The sequence below is a fragment of the Larkinella bovis genome, from assembly GCF_042655385.1.
In the GTDB taxonomy this organism is placed as follows: domain Bacteria; phylum Bacteroidota; class Bacteroidia; order Cytophagales; family Spirosomataceae; genus Larkinella; species Larkinella bovis.
On record NZ_JBHSMA010000002.1, the window covers coordinates 610460 to 627563 of the forward strand.

Genomic DNA, 17104 nt, shown 5'->3' on the forward strand with positions numbered 1-17104 from the left:
ATAGGAGATAAAAACCGTTACCGGTTGCGCTTTTGCAGGGCCAGATCGCTCCAGACGGCGGCAATCAGGATGAGTCCGAGGATAATTTCCTGCCAGTAGCCCGACACCCGCGCCAGGATCATGACGTTGCTGACCAGCCCCATAAACAGCGCGCCGAGCAGGGCACCAACGATTTTGCCGTGGCCACCCGCCAGACTCGCCCCGCCCAGAATAACCGCCGTAATGACGCGGAGTTCCAGCCCCCGGCCTGCCGTTGGCAAGGCCGTGCCCAGCCGCGACGCCAGCAGCAGACCGGCGATTCCAGCCAGCAACGAGGTCAGCACGAAACCCCAGAGTTTCATGCGCCGGACGCGGATTCCCGACAGTTCGGCAGCCCGTTCGTTGCCGCCAATGTAATAGTAACGCCGGAAGAAAACCGAGCGGCTGGCCAGAAACGAGAAAACGCCCACCGTCAGCAGCATATACCAGACCGGCATCTGCACGCCAAGTAATTTGGATTGCCCGATGGCGTTGAACCAGTAGGGCAGGTTCTGGATGCCGGAACCGCCCAGTAGCAGGGTTCCGCCCCGCACTATGCCCATCATGGCCAGGGTCTGGATCATCGGGTTAATGCCTTGGTAGGCAATTAAATAACCGTTAGTCAGGCCGATCAAGCCGGTGCTGAGCAGCGCAGCCAGCAACGCCAGCGGCACCGGCCAGCCGAACGACATCATACCCAGGGCCGCCATGCCACCCGAAAATGCCACCACCGAGCCGACCGACAGATCGAAAACCCCGCTGATCATCAGCAACATCATGCCGACGGCCACTATGGTGTCGATCGACATGTTGAGCAGAATCTGACTGAGATTGCCGAAGGTGGGGAATATTTGGGGAAATACCGCCGTGGCTCCGACGCCAATCAGCATAATCATCAGCGCGAGGGTATAAATCCGGTCTTTCAGCAAAGTGGGCATGAAATCGGGGGCTTAGCGTTGCGTAATGTCTTTGACCTGTTCCCGAATATCGTCCATTTCGAAAATCTGCTGCCAGCCTTCCCGGAACAGAATGGGTTTGGCCCGCTTCGAAATTTTATAGGCCGCATCCGAAAACGTTCCGTTTACTTCCTTAAACAGAACCGCAATCTGGATCCGCAAATGACCCAGCACAAAATCGCGGGCGGCTGCTTCCGGCACGCCCAGCGCTACAATTTTATCGTAGCCTTCGCGCACCACCTCCATGCAGGTCTGGGCCAGGGTTTCCACCATCGCCGGTTCGAGAATGGCCATTTGTTCGAGCGTGATCCGGTGCGTTTGGTCAATCGGGCCGTACATGTCCTGCGCTACTTTTTCGCCCAGGGCGTAGTGTTCCTCCGTGCCGTGCATGAGCGCGACCACGATGGATTGTTTGGCCGAAATACCACCATAAAAATCCCGGAAAGCCGCTTCGGTGGGTTCCCAGTTGAAAACCGACGGGTGGCACGGGTGCGCAATGACGTAGCCCAGGTCATCGCGGTGCGCAATGACGCCGTCGAGCGGAGCTGCCGGATCAAGTGTTAGCACCAGCGCCCCCGGTTTCATGGTCGGAACCAGATTTTCCGAAATCTTCCCGATGGCCACGTCGGGAACGGCCAGAATTACCACGTCGGCATCCGGAATCACCGCAGCGGGTTCGCTGGTCGAAATGCCTCGTTGCCGCAGATTTTCGCAGCCCTGCTGACTGACTTCGAGATAGGAAACGTCGTATTCGGGATGTTTGATGAAATTATCGGTCAGTCGGCAGCCCATTTTGCCGCCTGCGCCAACCAGCACAATTTTACGCATGATAAATAGAAAAGGTTAAAAAATAAGTCCGTTAATCGTTCGTAAATACTGGATACTTTCAGCGGCCCAGGCGGTTTCTTTGGCGATGGTGGCGCGAAGGTCGTTTTCCGGGACCACCCACTGTTCCAGAATGGCGGTTTGGCAGCGCCCGTTTTTCCGGACGGTTTCCAACAGCCACGGAATATTAAGCATGCCCCGCCCGGCGGGTCGGCCATCGACCTGGAAACCCATCAGATGCGGCAGTCGGACAATTCCAAAATCCTTCAGGTGCAGGTTCACCGTGTAGGGGGCCAGGGTGTCGACCACCTCTTCCAGCCCTTCGCCCGCGCCCAGCGAATTGACGGAGTCGAGGCAGATGCCAACGTGTTCACTGCCAATTCCTTCAATGATTCCGGCAAACTCCCGGGCTTTCAGCCGATCGTGGTTTTCGAGACCCAGCGTTATGCCTGCCCGTCGGAGTTCCGGTTCTGCTTTCCGCAACAGACTCACTACGGTATCGATCGAAGGCTCGTAGCCCGGTGCGTCGATGACAAACCGCAGCAACCTGCTGCTTAGCTGGGAGCAAAGGGAAACGTACCGCTCCAGATGATCCGCTGTCAGGCCGCGTGCGCCGATCTCGAGCTGAATCTGTTCGGTTTGGGCCCGTTCCCGCAATTGGTCAATTCGTTCCGGTGGCAGTTCGTGCAACGGAAAATTGTCGCCAAACTGAACGACATGAACCCCGAACGCTTTCGCCCGATCCAGTAAACCCGTCTCATCGAGCGGGGGAGCGGGCCGGTGCCCCGGCGTCCCGACGGCCCAGCCGTAGGTATACGTACTGATTCCAACCTGCATCAGCGCATCTGGATTTTCATCGACCAAATCAACGGGGTGCTTTTCATTCCGAATTCTAATTTTTCCTGAAACCCGTGTTGTATTCGTCCGAAAAGCTGCTACTTTTGTTGAACTTATCAATACAGTAGAGTACAGTAGAGATGGCGACAAAACTACAATCTTTTTGTTTTCCTGCAATATTTTCATGCGAAAATTAAAATTTGCCATCCTCGGAACGGGCTTCTGGGCGAAATATCAAATTCCGGCCTGGCTTATGCTCGACGGGGTGGAGTTAGTAGCCCTGTATAACCGGACCCGCAGCAAAGCGGAGGGATTTGCCCGGCAGTTTGCCGTCCCGCATGTGTACGATAATGTCGATGAATTGCTGGACCGGCACGCGTCGGAACTCGATTTTGTGGATATCATTACTGATGTGGATACGCATACCGATTTTACGCTGAAGGCAGCCGCGTACGGTCTGGATGTGATTTGCCAGAAACCGATGGCCCCAACGCTGGAAGCCGCCCGGCAGATGGTGGAAGGCTGTCGGCGGGCGGGCGTCCGGTTTTACATTCACGAAAATTTTCGCTGGCAAACGCCCCTGCGTCGGTTGAAAACCGTCCTGGATTCGGGCGTAATCGGCAAACCGTTTAAGGCGCGGGTCAGTTTTTGTTCGGCTTTTCCGGTTTTTGAAAACCAGCCGTTTCTGGCGGAACTTGAGCAGTTTATCCTGACCGATATTGGTTCGCATACGTTGGATATCTGCCGGTTTCTGTTCGGCGAAGCGGTTTCCCTGTATTGCCAGACCGCCCGGGTCAACCCGAAGATCAAGGGCGAGGATGTCGCCACGGTATTGATGAAAATGCAAAGCGGGCTGACGTGTTCGGTCGAAATGTCGTACGCATCCATTCTGGAAAAAGAAGCTTTTCCGCAAACCTTTGTCACGGTGGAAGGCGCGCTGGGGTCGGCGGTATTAACGCACGATTACACGCTGCGGCTAACGGCCCGGAACGAAAGTGGCGAAATCGAAACCCGGCAGCAGGTAGCGGCTCCCCCGCAGTATGTCTGGGCGGATCCGGCTTATGCGCTGGTGCATTCGTCCATTGTCGATTGTAACCGCAACCTACTGGCCGATTTGCAGGGGAAAGAAACCGCCGAAACCACCGGCAGCGACAATTTTGAAACCGTCCGGCTGGTTCATACTGCCTACGAGTCAGCAGCCCGGGACAAGGTTATTTATTTGTGAATGAGGATGTTAGTGGATGGGTTGCGGGGGGCGAATGTTTAAACCATGAACGATAAACCCTAAACGGCATCCTGTCTCTCTTTTAGTATGCTCAGACTTACGGAAATCAGCAAGCAATTTCCCGGCGTCAAGGCGCTTGATGGGGTTTCGCTCGACATTCGGGCGGGGGAGGTCCACGCGCTTTGTGGCGAAAACGGAGCTGGCAAAAGTACCTTACTGAACATTCTGACCGGAAATCTTCAACCGGATGCCGGCCGCATCGAACTGAGGGACGAAGTCGTGCATCTGAGCGGACCCGCCGAGGCCACCCGTCGGGGGATCGCCATTGTGTATCAGCAATTAAGCCTGATCGACAGCCTGACGGTGGCGGAAAACATCTTTGCCAACCGGCCCCCTCAAAACCGCTGGGGGTTCATTCACGCCCGACGGCTTCGGGAGCAGACTCAGGCTTTGTTGAATGAGTTGAATATCAGCGCCATTAAGCCTGATGACCGGGTATCAGGCCTGGCACCCGGTCCGAAACAGATGGTTGAAATTGCCAAGGCACTTTCTCAAAAACCGGATATCCTGCTGCTCGACGAACCGACGGCTTCACTGACTGAGCGCGAAACCCAAACGTTATTTGCCCTTATCCACCAACTGAAAACCGCCGGGAAAGCCATCGTCTATATTTCGCACCGGCTGTCGGAAATCTTTACCGTGGCCGACCGGGTATCGGTTTTGAAAGACGGTCGCTATCAGGGCACGTTCCCGGTGGCGGAGATCTCGTCTGATGACCTGGTGCAGCGGATGGTAGGCCGGGAAATCCGAACGGAACGGGTGGCCTCTTCCGCGCAAAAGGAAGTGTTTCTGCGCGTCGAAAAGCTGTCGGGCCACCGTTTCCGGGACATTTCGTTTCAACTGCACAAGGGCGAAATTCTGGGTCTGGCCGGGTTGGTGGGCGCGGGCCGGACGGAACTCGCGCGCGCCATCTTCGGAATCGATCCGACGGAAACCGGCACGGTTCAGTTCAAAGGGGAAACCGTCACGCTCCGGCATCCGGCCGATGCCGTGCGGATAGGAATCGGTTATTTGCCCGAAGAACGCAAAGCGCTGGGCCTGTACGGCGAACAATCGGTGGCCGAAAATATGGTCGTGGTCCAGCCACCCGTCACGCGTCCGGGTTGGTTTGATGCCCGAAAGAGCCTGGCCGTGGCCGAAACCTACCGGCAGCACCTGCGTATCCGGACCCCATCCGTAAAAACCGCCATTGCCAGGCTGAGTGGGGGCAATCAACAAAAGACGCTGCTGGCCCGCTGGTTGCTCGCCAATCCCGAGGTGCTGATGGTGGATGAACCCACGCACGGGATCGACGTTGGCGCAAAAGCCGAAATCTACGCACTCCTGCGGCAACTGGCGGCAGAAGGAAAAGCTATCCTATTGATTTCGAGCGAACTGCCGGAGTTGTTGTTGCTGGCCGACCGGGTTCTGGTTATGCGCAACGGTCACCTGACGGCTGAATTGGACGGCGCAACGGCCACGGAACCACAGGTGATGCAGTGGGCGACGGCTTAAAAAAGCCGCAACTGCTGGCCTGAAATGTGGCCGGCATCCTCCAGATTCGAGAGCGAAATACCAAGCAGGCGAACTCCTTTGGGGAGCGGAAAAAGCGCCGTCAGCAAGTCCATGCCCATCCGATCCAGCAACGTCTTCTGCACAATGGGACTCAGGACGGTGCGACTGCGGGTGATCTGCTCAAAATCAGCAAATTTTACTTTCAGGGTAACCGTCCGGCCTATCACCTGCATGCGGTCGCAGATTCGCCAGACCGCATCGAGTTCCGGCTGCAAACCAGCCAGTAATTCGGCTTCGGTGGTCAGATCGTGGTCGAACGTATTTTCCGAACCTATGGATTTTCGCAGCCGGTCGGGCGTGACCGGGCGTTCGTCGATGGCCCGGGCGATGGTATAGTAATAGTGACCGACTTTCCCAAAGTGTTTCTTTAGAAAGGCTTCCGACTGTTGCCGCAGATCCCAGCCCGTAAAAATGCCCAGTTGGTTGAGTTTGGCCGCCGTAACCCGGCCAATTCCGTGAAATTGATCGACGGTTAGTTTTTCCACAAACGCCAGCCCCTGAGAGGGTTTAATTACGTACAAACCGTTGGGTTTACGGAAATCAGAAGCCAGTTTAGCCAGGAACTTGTTGTAGGAAACACCGGCCGACGCCGTTAGCTGGGTCGTCTCCTGAATTTTAGCCCGGATTTCCTCCGCAATGCGGGTGGCCGAGGAGATGTTTTTCAGATTATCGGTTACATCCAGATAGGCTTCATCCAGCGAGAGCGGTTCAATGAGGGGCGTATAGTCGGCAAAAATGGCCCGGATTTCGTTGGAAACCGCCTTGTAAACCTCGAAACGGGGTTTGACAAAAACCAGGTCGGGGCACTTGCGAATGGCCAGGCTGGAGGCCATCGCCGAACGGACCCCAAACTTCCGGGCTTCATAACTGGCCGCGGCCACCACACCCCGCTGGCTCGATCCGCCCACGGCGACGGGTTTGTTCCGCAACTCGGGATGGTCCCGTTGCTCCACGGACGCATAAAAAGCATCCATGTCGATATGGATAATTTTTCGGATAGCGGGCTGATCCACAGTCGTCGGAAGTATTCGATTTCAAAGTGAATCTTAAGTTAACAGTTTCAATCCATTTTAACCGCTCCGGTGGCTTGAAAGGGAACAGACGGAAATCGCCCACTTATAACACGGTTTCGTACAAAACTGGCCAATCTGCTCAGAAAGTTGCGAATAGCCCGTTTAATCCCGTTTTTCGTACTTATTATATCAACTAACCCAAAGATGAAAATTGCTTTTTTTAGTGCCGCCGATTACGAGCGGGAGTGGTTTGTCCGGCTTCAGGGCCATCACGACATTACATTTATCGAAGAATCACTAACCGAGCAGACCAGTGAGCTGGCCGCCGGACACAAAGCCGTCTGCGGTTTTGTGCAGGACGATCTCAGCGAACCGGTCCTGCAGAAAATTTGTAATCTTGGCGTCGAATTGGTGGCCATGCGTAGTGTTGGCCTGGATAATGTCGATCTGGCGGCTGCCGAAGCGATGGGGCTGACGGTTTTAAATGTACCGGGCTATTCGCCTTACTCCGTGGCCGAACACGGGGTGGCGCTTCTCATGGCGCTTGTCCGGCAAATACCGACTGCCCATCAGCGTATTCTGCGGGGCGATTTTTCAATTAACGGCCTGACGGGTCAGGATCTGCACGGGAAAACGGTGGGGGTGATCGGAACCGGGCGAATCGGGGAGGTATTTGGACGGATTATGCTGGGGTTTGGTTGTCGCGTTCTGGCGTACGACATCAAACCGAACCCCAACCTCATGAACGGCGAGATTCATTACGTTTCGCTCGCCACGCTGCTGGGCGAATCGGATGTGGTGGCGCTGTATTGCCCGTTGACACCCCAAACCTTCCACCTGCTGAATACCGAAACGCTGTCCCAACTCAAGCCGACGGCTCTGGTCGTCAACCTGGGGCGGGGTAAGCTGGTCGATACGGAAGCCTTACTGGATGCGTTGGATAACAGTCGGTTAGCGGGGTATGCAACGGACGTTTATGCGGAGGAAAAACAATGGTTCCACCGCGATTTTTCCGATAAACCGATTACCGACGCATTGCTAAACCGGCTGCGGTTACACCCGCGTGTTTTGCTGACCGCCCATCAGGGCTTTCTTACGCAGGAAGCGCTTCAGGAAATTGCCCGTAGCATCATTTTGCAGATTTCCTACCAGGAATACAACTGGGAAAAACCGGGTGCGAAACGACGGCCCGGCCCGGCCTCCCAATCGGGGAGCTGATGCTTTTTCTTGCTGCCAGAATTTGAGTTGACAACTCTCTCCCGTAGATTTACGCTGGCATTACCGAAAACCGGTTTTCTACTTGTCAACAGGAAACCGGTTTTCGGATTATGAAAACGTTTTACTTTCAGTCTTTAAATCAATCAATAAGCTACTTCGCCATCTGCCCAATGCCATGACCTGCGGCAACCTGCTGTGCGGTTGCATCGGGCTGGTCATGACGCTACGCGGTCAGGCTGACCTGGCAGCCTGGCTGATTTTACTCGCGGGCGTACTCGACTTTGGCGACGGTTTCGTGGCCCGGCTGGTCCACGTTTCGGGGCCATTTGGCAAAGAACTCGATTCACTGGCCGACGTAGTGACCTTCGGAGTATTGCCGGCCACGATGATTTATCAGGCGTTGTGGTCGCTGGGGCTGGGCAACTGGTCGTATCTGGCCTACCTGATTGCGGTTTTATCGGCCCTGCGATTAGCGAATTTCAACATCGATACCCGCCAGTCGGAGCAGTTCCTTGGTTTGCCGGTTCCGGCCAACGCCATCCTGATCGCGGCTTTCCCGCTGATGAGTTCCTACCAGCCGCAATTCGCTTTTCTGTGGCAAAATCCCATTGTGCTTTATGGACTGGTCGGTTTTTCGTTCATGCTGGTTTCCGACGTGCCGCTGCTGGCGTTTAAGTTTAAATCGTTTGGCTGGCGGGAAAACCGGATAAAATTCATTTTTCTGATCGTCTCGGCGTTTCTGTTGTTATTTTTGCACTTCGCAGCCGTACCGCCTGTGATTATTTTATACATTCTTGTGTCATTATTTGCTAAAAATAAGGAGTAGAGCAGGAGGGATAAAGTTATTTGCTTTTCCTCCCACCGCTTTTCCTCCTTTCTTCCTTTCAACATGAAATACATTGCTGAAATTAACATCATGCCCCAGAAGGAAATTCTGGATCCACAGGGCAAAGCTGTGAAACTGGGACTGCACAATCTCCATATCGACTCGGTGGGAGACGTTCGGATTGGCAAGCACATCCGGCTGGAAGTAGAAGCAGAATCGGAAGACGCTGCGAAAACTACGGTGGATACGGCCTGTCGTCAATTGCTGGCGAACCTGATCATGGAAGAATACAGTTTCACACTTCACGAAGCCTAAGAAGCGAAGGAAAGAAAGACACGTTTGTTCTTCCTCCTTCTGCTCCTTTTTCCGCCTATGATCTATTCCACCATTACCGGCCTGGGGTTTTACGTTCCTGACAATATTGTCACGAATCAGGATCTGACGCAGTTCATGGAGACGTCGGACGAATGGATTCGGGAACGGACCGGGATCGAACAACGGCGGTATTTCACGCCCGGAAAGGATACCAACGCCAGTATGGCTGCGGCCGCGTCGCGAATGGCCATCGAACGGGCCGGGCTGCAAGCGGCCGATATTGAACTGATTGTTTTTGCCACGATTACGCCCGATTATTTCTTCCCGGGTTCCGGTTTTCTGATGCAGCGTGAACTGGGCCTGGAGGGCATCGGCGTGATCGACATTCGGAACCAGTGTTCGGGTTTTGTTTATGCCCTGTCCATCGCCGACCAGTTTATCAAAACCGGCATGTATAAAACCATTCTGGTGGTGGGTTCGGAGATTCAATCCACCTGGATCAACAAAAGTACGGCGGGCCGGAACGTGGCCGTTATTTTTGGCGATGGGGCCGGGGCCGCCGTGGTGCAGGCCACCCGTGATCCTGACCACCGGATTTTATCGACTCACTTGCATGCCGATGGGCGTTTTGCGGAGGACCTGTACGTTCGCGATCCGGGCAGCAGCCGTCCAACGCGCTCGGCGACGAAAGAAATGATCGATGAAGGCGGTTTTGATGTGGTGATGAATGGCAATGCGGTTTTTAAGCACGCAACCGTCCGGTTTTCGGAAGTGATCGACGAAGCACTGAAAGCGAATGGGTATGGCCCCGAAGACATTGCCCTGCTCGTGCCGCATCAGGCCAATATCCGGATTTCGGAGTATGTACGGCAGCAACTGAAACTGCCGCCCGAGAAGGTCGTCAACAACATCCAGCGGTTTGGTAACACCACTGCCGCATCGATTCCCATTGCGCTGACCGAAGCCTGGGAACAGGGGCGAATCCATTCCGGTGACCTGATTTGCCTGGCTGCTTTTGGCAGTGGTTTTACCTGGGCATCTGCGCTGTTGAAATGGTGAAAATGACGAATGAGCATCATCTTGTTGATGCTCATTCGTAAATTCTCCCTTAATACTGCCCGATCGCCAGCAACACCAGCGTACAGGCTTCAACCGGTTCGATACCCTGCTGAGCCAGTTCCTTTTCAAAAACCGGATTTTCGGTTCCGGGGTTGAAGATGACCCGCCGGGGCTTCAACTTTTTGATGTAATCGTACAGATTCACCTGATTCTTCGCCGAAACGTAGAGTGTCACGGTATCAATATCGTTCAGGTCCGGTTGTCCGGTGCGGATGGGTGTATCCCGGATCGTTCCCGGCCGTAAGCCCAGTAATTCGATCTCATGTCCTTGTTGCACCAGGCGATTGGCCGCTTTATAAGCGTACCGGTCCGGATTTTCAGAAGCGCCAATAACCAGTGTTTTCCTTTTCATTTTTCCAACATCCTTTACCTTGGGTAAACTATCGGCACCCTTTTTAGTTCCTATAGAAACTGATAAACCGTCATTTGTGCGGATGGATTGCTTCCGATTTGCCATGCGTACTTTCTCTCCCTGCCCTTTATGGAAGTTCCGTATCCAGTCAGGGGGTTTGTTTAATAAAATTATGGACTAGTTATACAAATTTAGTTTCAACGGATGGGTGTATTTCAACGAGATTATTTGAAAGACAGTACTTTCCTGTAATTTTAGTCTCTTTTTAATTTGCTCCCTGAAACACTTGATTTGTTAATTTGTTAATATTCCGTTCAACAATCTGCGACATTTCGATTAACCTTTTGGCCTTACCAATGACAGAGAAACGGACCAGTAATTACTGGAATGAAAAATGGGTTCCGATTAAATTTGATGGCGTAGAAAACCCGCCCCGCTACGAAGTTTCAAATTATGGTCGACTGAAAAGTTTCCAAAACGACCCGAAGGAGGGCACCCTGATCAATGGATCCATTATTCAGGGATACCGTTCGCTCAACATCCGAACCGGTGGAAAAACCATTAACCGCTATTTTCACAAACTGATTGCCGAGCAGTTTGTCCCGCGTGATCGCCCCGAGCAGACGTTCGTGATTCACCTCGATCATGACAAAAAGAACAATCACTTTCAGAACCTGAAATGGGTAACGAAAGAGGAAATGATCGAACACAATCGCTCCAGCCCGAATATTCTGAACCGGGAAGCACCGCGCCGGACCCGCAATTACAAGCTGACCGAGTCGAAGGTGAAAATGATCAAGAAGTTACTGAAGAACGAGAAAAACCGCCTGAAGATGATCGCCAAGCAGTTTGGGATCACGCACACGCAACTCAACCGAATCCGGTCCGGCGAGAACTGGAAACACGTAACCATTGATGAGGATCCGCCGAGTGGAAAGAATAACGCGGAATAAGACCGCTGCCTTCTTTAATTCTGTCCCAGACTTTCTCCTTTGAGCCCACTGCTCATTCCGATGGGCGGAATGTGGGGGAGTGTAATAAAGAACGTGGTTCCTTCGCCCGTGGCGGTTTCGAACCAGATGCTACCGCCGGCGTGTTCGATTCCGCGTTTGGCAATGGCCAGCCCCAGTCCCGAGCCTCCTTCTTTGGTGGTAAAATTGGGCAGGAATATTTTGCTGCGGATGGCTTCCGGAACGCCCACACCATTGTCGTGGATTTCAATATTGATGTGCTCATCGGTGACATTCAGCCGCAACTGAATAACCGGCTTGCGGTCCGATGAAACCGATTGCACGCTGTTGATAATCAGGTTGGTCAGGATCCGCCCGATCAACTGGCGGTCGCCCATCACCATAACCGGATAGGGTGAGATGTCACGCACCAGGGTAATTTTGCCGTCGTCGGCGTACAAGTCTGCGGCTTTGTTGATCACCGAAGTGATTTCAAACAATTCGTGCTTCGGCAACGGCATTTTCGCAAAATCCGAAAACGAAGTGGCAATGTCGCTCAGGTTATCGATCTGATCGAGCAGCGTATCCAGGGTGCGCTGCAACACCCGTTTGGCCGCCGGCGTATCGGACTGCAGCGTTCGTTGCAGGTGTTGCAACGTGAGCTTCATCGGTGTGAGCGGGTTTTTGATCTCGTGAGCGACCTGCTTGGCCATTTCCCGCCAGGCCGATTGCTTTTCACTCTGCGACAAGGCCTGTTTTTTCTCTTCCAGCTTCACCAGCATTCGGTTGTATTCGCCAATTAGCAAGCCGATTTCATCGTCCGACTTCCAGTTCAGCGGTTCATTAAACCGGTCGAGATTCGTTTTCCGAATTTTCTGCGTGATAATTTGTAGGGGCTTGGTCAGTACCGTAGACGCCCAGTACGAAACCAGCAGGAAAATAAGGAACAGGCCGATAAACACACTCAGGGCGGTGGACACGACATCGATCATCTGGTGTTCGAGTTCGGGCTCGGACCCAAAATGCGACACGCCCAGAATGCCCAGCAAACGCCCGTCGTACGCTTTAAGACTGGCATACGCGGTCCGGTATTCTTTCGAACCGAGCGATTCGCTCAGCATGACCTGAATTTCCTTTTCTTCAACCAGGTGGATGTAGGCATCCGGATTGATCCGTTTCGACAAATGACCACTTTCGTAGAGCAGCGGCTGGGTGGAGCAACGGAGTTTTCCCTGCACATCGAATACGCTGATTTCGATCTGATCGTCCTGCTTGATCTTCTTCAGATCTTCTTCCAGATACAGCTCGCTGGCCCCGCCGTTCAGGTACTTGATCCAGTTATCCAAAAATTTGTTCCCGATGTTCTTGGCATTGGTCAGGTAGGTATTCTCCTGATAGGCATCGTAGTTGGAGCTGATCACCCCGAACGTAATGGCCACAACCAGCACCAGCGGTAAAAAGAAAGCCGCATTCAGGTAAAGCTGCGTTTTGGTCGAGTAGTTGATATAAAACCGGGAAATCCCGAACCGGATCGTATACCCCAGAATCAGGAGAAGGATATACAGAATCAGAACCAGGTACAGGAACGAGAAGTTGGAAAAAATACTCCGCAGCGGGTATTCATTCGACGACACAATGACGGTCCGGTTGCTGTCGTCCTGCAAACCGACGTGTTTATACCCATTGTACAGAAGTCCGTCTTCGTACAGGGCGGGCTGGCCCAGGAGGTCGGCTGGAAACCGGCGCTCGTAGTTATAGGGGCCTTTTCCGTAGAATATTTTTTTACCGGGATTATAAATGACGTAACTGTACGATTGCGTCTCGGGGGCCTGGATGAACTTCTTGTCGGTGGTTAAGTCAGGATGGGTGCTCCCCGGGAAACTCTGATTCTGTTTCAGATCCAGTACCACGTGGGCCACCCGGTTTTCGCTCCCGGCGAAATCCAGAAACTGCACATACTTGACCCAGTCACTGCCCGCTTCCTTGACAAAATAAAGACCCGGATACTGGGTGCGGTACCGGTCCTGACGAAACCGCTCGGCATACTGGCCATACTGGGTCTGGGTTTGCTGGTAACCGGGCGACTGCGGATTGATGTTAAAAACCAGCACGTCGATGGTGTACCGCGAAAGGTACTTGTCCAGGTGCAGGTTTTTGACCCGTTGCTGAATCCGTTCCCGGACTAACAAGGTATCATTCATCAGCGAACGCAGGATGATGCTGTCCTGCAAAATCGAAGGACCGGCCTTATTGAGCAGCAATTCACCGTAGGCGTCGTTTTCGTTCAACAGCAGTTTGCCAAATTCCCGTTTATTGATCAGGTCTCTTTTTATACCCTGACTATAAACGATATACGTAGTGACGACGGCGCAAACCAGGGCCGTGAAAAACAGGTAGAGTGTCGTCTTGTACCGGAGCGCGTAGAGGGCCCGCGGAAAACGGCTGAGGTACAGCACCAGAAAAAAGATTCCCTGAATGCCCAGAATCCAGAGCGTTGGAATCGGGCTGGACCACAAAGCCAGAACCGCCAGCGCCGACCCCACGGTAAATGACAGCAGACCGCGCCAGAGCGACAGGTTGAGCCGGATAAATACGCTCGCAAAAACGTGCTGCAGGAGGAAAAAAACCGTCGAGATACCGACGAAAACCAGCAGACAGGCCAGCTTGAGACTGGTAAATGATAAACTGAGGGTAATATCGAGCGTAAAACCGGCCTGCTCGTAGATGGAATTCAGTTCGTAAAAGCTGGCATAAAAGATACCATAACTGATCACTACCGTGATGACCGACACCACGGCTTTCAACCCATCGGACTGCCGCAGCAACCAGTAATAGGATCGGGTGCGGTAAAACGTACTGGCCATATACAGGGCCAGAATGACCATCACCATGCAATTCAGCAACTGGTCCCCCAGCGAAGGCGCAACCATCGAGGAGGCAAAGGAATTGGCGTTGAACAGGTCGTTTTCCAGAAATAGAAAGGGGACGCCAAAATAGAGCATAACGGCCCGCAGAACGACCAGATAGAGGGCCAGAATGATAAAACCGGCTCCATAATGACGACTCTGGCGCAGATTCAGGGTCCGGCGGATCAGGTAAATGCCCATGAAAAAAACCGACAGCAGTGCCAGAATGACGGTATTGACCGGCGACGTCTGGTTCTGATACCCTTCCTGTTGGGGCGGGACAACCGAAAACAGAAAAACCGGCGTCTGGTCATACATGCTGTAGTAAATACTGCCTTTCTCCGGGTTTACAGCCAGCGGTGGGCGCGAAAAAAGGTCCGGATTGTAGCCTGAACGCAGGTAACTGTTCTCGTTTTGGTACTGCCGGTACACATTCACGAGCGAAAACACTTCCAGTGCATCGCTGCCCTTTTGGATAAACTGGCGGCTGACGATGTATTTCCCCTGCGGAAATACCATCAATTTGGGGTATAAAACACTCCTGAGCTGGCTGTAGTCAGGAATGAAGCGAAAGTCTGACCAGAAAAGGAGCTGTTTGTTACGGAAAATAAAATACGGGTATTTGGCGTCAAGGCGCAGTTCCGCAAACGAATACGGCGGTTTGGCTTCCTGAAGGCGCTCGTGAACATGCTGGAGTTCTTCCGCACTGATCGCCAGTTCTTTTTTAATCCGTTGCTGAGTCGTGAGCAGATACTGTTCATCCGCGGCACTAATAGCCCCGCGCTCCAGCACCGAATAGAAAAAGACGGAGGAGCCCAGGGCTAGAAGCGACAAGATGAGAAATATATGCTTGTTGAGTATACTCACAACAGAAATGGATGAATGGGATTCGATTCGTTCTGAATTAACCCCAAAATCATGCCAGATTTTCGGGAAGTGCCCATACGTCGTTAAACATCAATTTGCCCGGTTTTGGTCGGGTTTTTGAATGGTAAAACCACGGGCATCTTCGCTGGTCTCATAACCCACTTCAACGCCCAGGACGTATAACAGGTGTTTTTTATCGATGATGATCCGAATGGATTCGACCTCAAAAACTTCGTCGGTTTGGCCCGGCTGGTCAAAACCAAGCAGCCACGACGAACCACACCCTCCTCCCCGGACGCCAACGCGCAGACCGTATGTGGCCGGAATTTTGTTCGCCTGAAAGGTGTCCTGAATCTGAGCCCGGGCTTCGGGGGTCAGGCGAACCGGATTTTCAATACCGTCAATAAACATACTAAGTAAAAATTCCGTTTGCTGACTGAAATTTACAAACTTTGCCCCACAATATTGCCAACTGCCGGCGGTTTTCAGTTTGGGGGTTGGAGCCGGACAGGTTCTCTGACCGGATCGCCGAATCCTGATGGTAGGACAATTCATGGGGGACCTAAAAATAAGCATGGATCTTTTCGCTGATTTATTGAAATTAGTCATTCCAGCCGGACTGGTTTTGTACGGTATGTATGTTACTGTCAAGTTATTGCTCGAGCGGGAAGCTGAAAAGCAACGCGTCGACCTGAAAAACCGGTACGCCAGCGAGCTAACCCCGCTGCGGCTCCAGGCATACGAGCGGATGGCGCTGTTTCTGGAACGCATTACACCCAGCAATCTGCTCCTGCGGCTGAGTGGAGAGGCTACCGTGGCGCTGGAGTTTCAGCAACTGCTGCTGCGCGACATCCGGGAAGAGTACAACCACAACGTTTCGCAGCAGATTTACATGAGCCAGGCGGTTTGGGAAGCCGTCCAAAGCGCCATGAATGAGGTGGTGGTGCTCATCAACGAAGCCGCCGGGGAGGTGGCTCCGGATGCCCCGGCCCTGGATTTGTCGAAACGGATTTTTGAAAAAGTCATTCAGAAAAACGTCGCGCCTACAGCGAATGGCCTGAAAGCCGTAAAGGACGAAGTGCAGTCGGTTTTTCTCTAACGGGGGCTCATGATTTCCATTGAAAGCGCCAACGCTTCGGCCAGCCGGGCAGCATTCAGGCCGGGTGAAAAACCGGCTTTTTCGAGCCAATAAACGATTTGTTCCGTGGGCAGGTTACCGGTCAGGTCGTCGGCGGCCATCGGACAACCGCCAAAACCGTGCAGAGCCCCGTCGATCCGCCGGACGCCCGCCCGCCAGGCCGCTTCCACTTTCTCCATGACCTGCCCGGGCCGCGAGTGCAGGTGGGCGCCAAACTCCACCGCCGGATAGGTTTCCAGCAAATAGCGGAATAAGCGTTCGATGCCTTCCGGGGTCGACGAACCGACGGTATCGGAAGGGGCGATAATTTCGACGCCCAGGGCCACCAGCCGTTCCGTAAATTGCCCGATGAGTTCGGGGCTGTACGGGTCGCCGTACGGATTGCCAAAACCCATCGACAGGTAGACAACCAGTTGTTTCCGGTGACTGACGCATAGCTTTTGAATGGCCGTCACCTCGGCAAAGGCCTGCTCGATGGTTTTGTTGGTATTGCGGAGCTGAAACGTTTCCGATACCGAAAGCGGAAAGCCCAGGTACTGGATCGGGGAATACGAAACCGCCTGTTCGGCCCCGCGCTCATTGGCAACGATGGCCAGCAAGCGGGTGGCCGTCTGCGACAAATCCAGACCGGCCAGCACCTCGGCGGTGTCGCGCAGTTGCGGAATCGCTTTGGGTGAAACAAAACTCCCGAAATCCAGGGTATCGAAACCGACCTGTAGTAACACATTGAGGTAGCGAATCTTATCCGCGGTCGGGATAAAACCAGGCAGTCCCTGCATCGCATCGCGCGGGCATTCGATCAGTTTAAACGAATTCATAGTGCAAGATGGCATAAGGGCGTGAAAATTGGGTTGTTCAGACCGGTAATTCACATTCCCGGTATAGTTTTGCGGCTTTTTCGGGCCGAACAGCGGTTTGGAAAATA

16 protein-coding genes are annotated in these 17104 nt (G+C 53.4%); 8 read left to right on the forward strand and 8 right to left on the reverse strand.

Annotation, left to right across the window (positions count from 1 at the left end):
- Positions 1-17 precede the first annotated feature (17 nt).
- The 3 genes from ACFPMF_RS09705 to ACFPMF_RS09715 are packed head-to-tail and all read right to left on the reverse strand — an operon-like array spanning position 18 to position 2636.
- On the reverse strand, positions 18-956 hold the full coding sequence (locus ACFPMF_RS09705) for an ABC transporter permease (protein WP_379843766.1): 939 nt from the start codon (positions 954-956) through the stop codon (positions 18-20).
- Positions 957-968: 12 nt separating this feature from the next.
- Positions 969-1802 carry a phosphogluconate dehydrogenase C-terminal domain-containing protein gene (locus ACFPMF_RS09710; RefSeq protein WP_379843768.1) on the reverse strand — a complete coding sequence of 278 codons (834 nt, stop codon included), beginning with the start codon at positions 1800-1802 and terminating at the stop codon, positions 969-971.
- Positions 1803-1817: 15 nt separating this feature from the next.
- Positions 1818-2636, reverse strand: a complete 819-nt coding sequence (locus tag ACFPMF_RS09715) for a sugar phosphate isomerase/epimerase family protein (protein WP_379843771.1) — start codon at positions 2634-2636, stop codon at positions 1818-1820.
- Positions 2637-2820: 184 nt separating this feature from the next.
- Between ACFPMF_RS09715 and ACFPMF_RS09720 the strand changes: the two genes are divergently transcribed.
- Positions 2821-3861 (forward strand): Gfo/Idh/MocA family protein, encoded by a 1041-nt coding sequence (locus ACFPMF_RS09720; protein ID WP_379843773.1) that lies wholly within the window; start codon positions 2821-2823, stop codon positions 3859-3861.
- Between the two features lie 87 nt (positions 3862-3948).
- Positions 3949-5415, forward strand: a complete 1467-nt coding sequence (locus ACFPMF_RS09725) for a sugar ABC transporter ATP-binding protein (RefSeq protein ID WP_379843776.1) — start codon at positions 3949-3951, stop codon at positions 5413-5415.
- Here ACFPMF_RS09725 and dinB read toward each other — a convergent pair.
- On the reverse strand, positions 5412-6488 hold the full coding sequence (gene dinB / locus ACFPMF_RS09730) for a DNA polymerase IV (protein ID WP_379843778.1): 1077 nt from the start codon (positions 6486-6488) through the stop codon (positions 5412-5414). The two genes, ACFPMF_RS09725 and dinB, sit on opposite strands and share 4 nt — an antisense overlap.
- A gap of 204 nt (positions 6489-6692) precedes the next feature.
- Here dinB and ACFPMF_RS09735 point away from each other — a divergent pair, with 204 nt between their 5' ends.
- The 4 genes from ACFPMF_RS09735 to ACFPMF_RS09750 all read left to right on the forward strand — a co-directional run bounded on the left by ACFPMF_RS09735 (position 6693) and on the right by ACFPMF_RS09750 (position 9906).
- Entirely contained in the window at positions 6693-7706 is a 1014-nt protein-coding gene (locus tag ACFPMF_RS09735) for a 2-hydroxyacid dehydrogenase (RefSeq protein WP_379843781.1), read from the forward strand.
- Between the two features lie 142 nt (positions 7707-7848).
- Entirely contained in the window at positions 7849-8532 is a 684-nt protein-coding gene (gene pssA, locus ACFPMF_RS09740; RefSeq protein WP_379844575.1) for a CDP-diacylglycerol--serine O-phosphatidyltransferase, read from the forward strand.
- Positions 8533-8595: 63 nt separating this feature from the next.
- The gene (purS, locus tag ACFPMF_RS09745; protein WP_379843784.1) at positions 8596-8847 is read left to right on the forward strand and encodes a phosphoribosylformylglycinamidine synthase subunit PurS; all 252 of its coding nucleotides are present in this window, start codon (positions 8596-8598) and stop codon (positions 8845-8847) included.
- 57 nt (positions 8848-8904) lie between these two features.
- Positions 8905-9906, forward strand: a complete 1002-nt coding sequence (locus ACFPMF_RS09750; protein ID WP_379843787.1) for a 3-oxoacyl-ACP synthase III family protein — start codon at positions 8905-8907, stop codon at positions 9904-9906.
- Positions 9907-9955: 49 nt separating this feature from the next.
- Here the strand turns inward: ACFPMF_RS09750 and ACFPMF_RS09755 are convergent, their stop codons facing one another.
- Positions 9956-10318, reverse strand: a complete 363-nt coding sequence (locus ACFPMF_RS09755; RefSeq protein WP_379843790.1) for a CoA-binding protein — start codon at positions 10316-10318, stop codon at positions 9956-9958.
- Between the two features lie 356 nt (positions 10319-10674).
- Between ACFPMF_RS09755 and ACFPMF_RS09760 the strand changes: the two genes are divergently transcribed.
- Positions 10675-11271: an HNH endonuclease gene (locus tag ACFPMF_RS09760; RefSeq protein ID WP_379843792.1), complete on the forward strand. Its 597-nt coding sequence runs from the start codon at positions 10675-10677 to the stop codon at positions 11269-11271.
- 14 nt (positions 11272-11285) lie between these two features.
- On the opposite strand, the gene ACFPMF_RS09765 is transcribed toward ACFPMF_RS09760, so the two are convergent.
- Both ACFPMF_RS09765 and ACFPMF_RS09770 read right to left on the reverse strand, forming a co-directional pair.
- Entirely contained in the window at positions 11286-15008 is a 3723-nt protein-coding gene (locus ACFPMF_RS09765) for a sensor histidine kinase (protein ID WP_379843793.1), read from the reverse strand.
- A gap of 123 nt (positions 15009-15131) precedes the next feature.
- Positions 15132-15452 carry an iron-sulfur cluster biosynthesis family protein gene (locus ACFPMF_RS09770; RefSeq protein ID WP_379843795.1) on the reverse strand — a complete coding sequence of 107 codons (321 nt, stop codon included), beginning with the start codon at positions 15450-15452 and terminating at the stop codon, positions 15132-15134.
- A 163-nt stretch (positions 15453-15615) separates the two neighbouring features.
- Here ACFPMF_RS09770 and ACFPMF_RS09775 point away from each other — a divergent pair, with 163 nt between their 5' ends.
- Complete coding sequence (locus ACFPMF_RS09775) at positions 15616-16140, forward strand: DUF7935 family protein (RefSeq protein ID WP_379843798.1); 525 nt, start codon at positions 15616-15618, stop codon at positions 16138-16140.
- On the opposite strand, the gene ACFPMF_RS09780 is transcribed toward ACFPMF_RS09775, so the two are convergent.
- Positions 16137-16997 carry a hydroxymethylglutaryl-CoA lyase gene (locus ACFPMF_RS09780; protein ID WP_379843800.1) on the reverse strand — a complete coding sequence of 287 codons (861 nt, stop codon included), beginning with the start codon at positions 16995-16997 and terminating at the stop codon, positions 16137-16139. The genes ACFPMF_RS09775 and ACFPMF_RS09780 overlap by 4 nt on opposite strands.
- Positions 16998-17104 lie beyond the last annotated feature (107 nt).

Excerpts from the sequence above, each read along its gene's own strand:
- ACFPMF_RS09755 (WP_379843790.1), bottom strand. The coding sequence starts at position 10,318 with ATGAAAAGGAAAACACTGGTTATTGGCGCTTCTGAAAATCCGGACCGG.
- ACFPMF_RS09720 (WP_379843773.1), top strand. The coding sequence starts at position 2,821 with ATGCGAAAATTAAAATTTGCCATCCTCGGAACGGGCTTCTGGGCGAAA.
- ACFPMF_RS09710 (WP_379843768.1), bottom strand. The coding sequence starts at position 1,802 with ATGCGTAAAATTGTGCTGGTTGGCGCAGGCGGCAAAATGGGCTGCCGA.
- ACFPMF_RS09715 (WP_379843771.1), bottom strand. The coding sequence starts at position 2,636 with ATGCAGGTTGGAATCAGTACGTATACCTACGGCTGGGCCGTCGGGACG.
- ACFPMF_RS09725 (WP_379843776.1), top strand. The coding sequence starts at position 3,949 with ATGCTCAGACTTACGGAAATCAGCAAGCAATTTCCCGGCGTCAAGGCG.
- ACFPMF_RS09770 (WP_379843795.1), bottom strand. The coding sequence starts at position 15,452 with ATGTTTATTGACGGTATTGAAAATCCGGTTCGCCTGACCCCCGAAGCC.
- purS (WP_379843784.1), top strand. The coding sequence starts at position 8,596 with ATGAAATACATTGCTGAAATTAACATCATGCCCCAGAAGGAAATTCTG.
- ACFPMF_RS09705 (WP_379843766.1), bottom strand. The coding sequence starts at position 956 with ATGCCCACTTTGCTGAAAGACCGGATTTATACCCTCGCGCTGATGATT.
- ACFPMF_RS09750 (WP_379843787.1), top strand. The coding sequence starts at position 8,905 with ATGATCTATTCCACCATTACCGGCCTGGGGTTTTACGTTCCTGACAAT.
- ACFPMF_RS09780 (WP_379843800.1), bottom strand. The coding sequence starts at position 16,997 with ATGAATTCGTTTAAACTGATCGAATGCCCGCGCGATGCGATGCAGGGA.
- ACFPMF_RS09760 (WP_379843792.1), top strand. The coding sequence starts at position 10,675 with ATGACAGAGAAACGGACCAGTAATTACTGGAATGAAAAATGGGTTCCG.
- ACFPMF_RS09775 (WP_379843798.1), top strand. The coding sequence starts at position 15,616 with ATGGATCTTTTCGCTGATTTATTGAAATTAGTCATTCCAGCCGGACTG.
- ACFPMF_RS09735 (WP_379843781.1), top strand. The coding sequence starts at position 6,693 with ATGAAAATTGCTTTTTTTAGTGCCGCCGATTACGAGCGGGAGTGGTTT.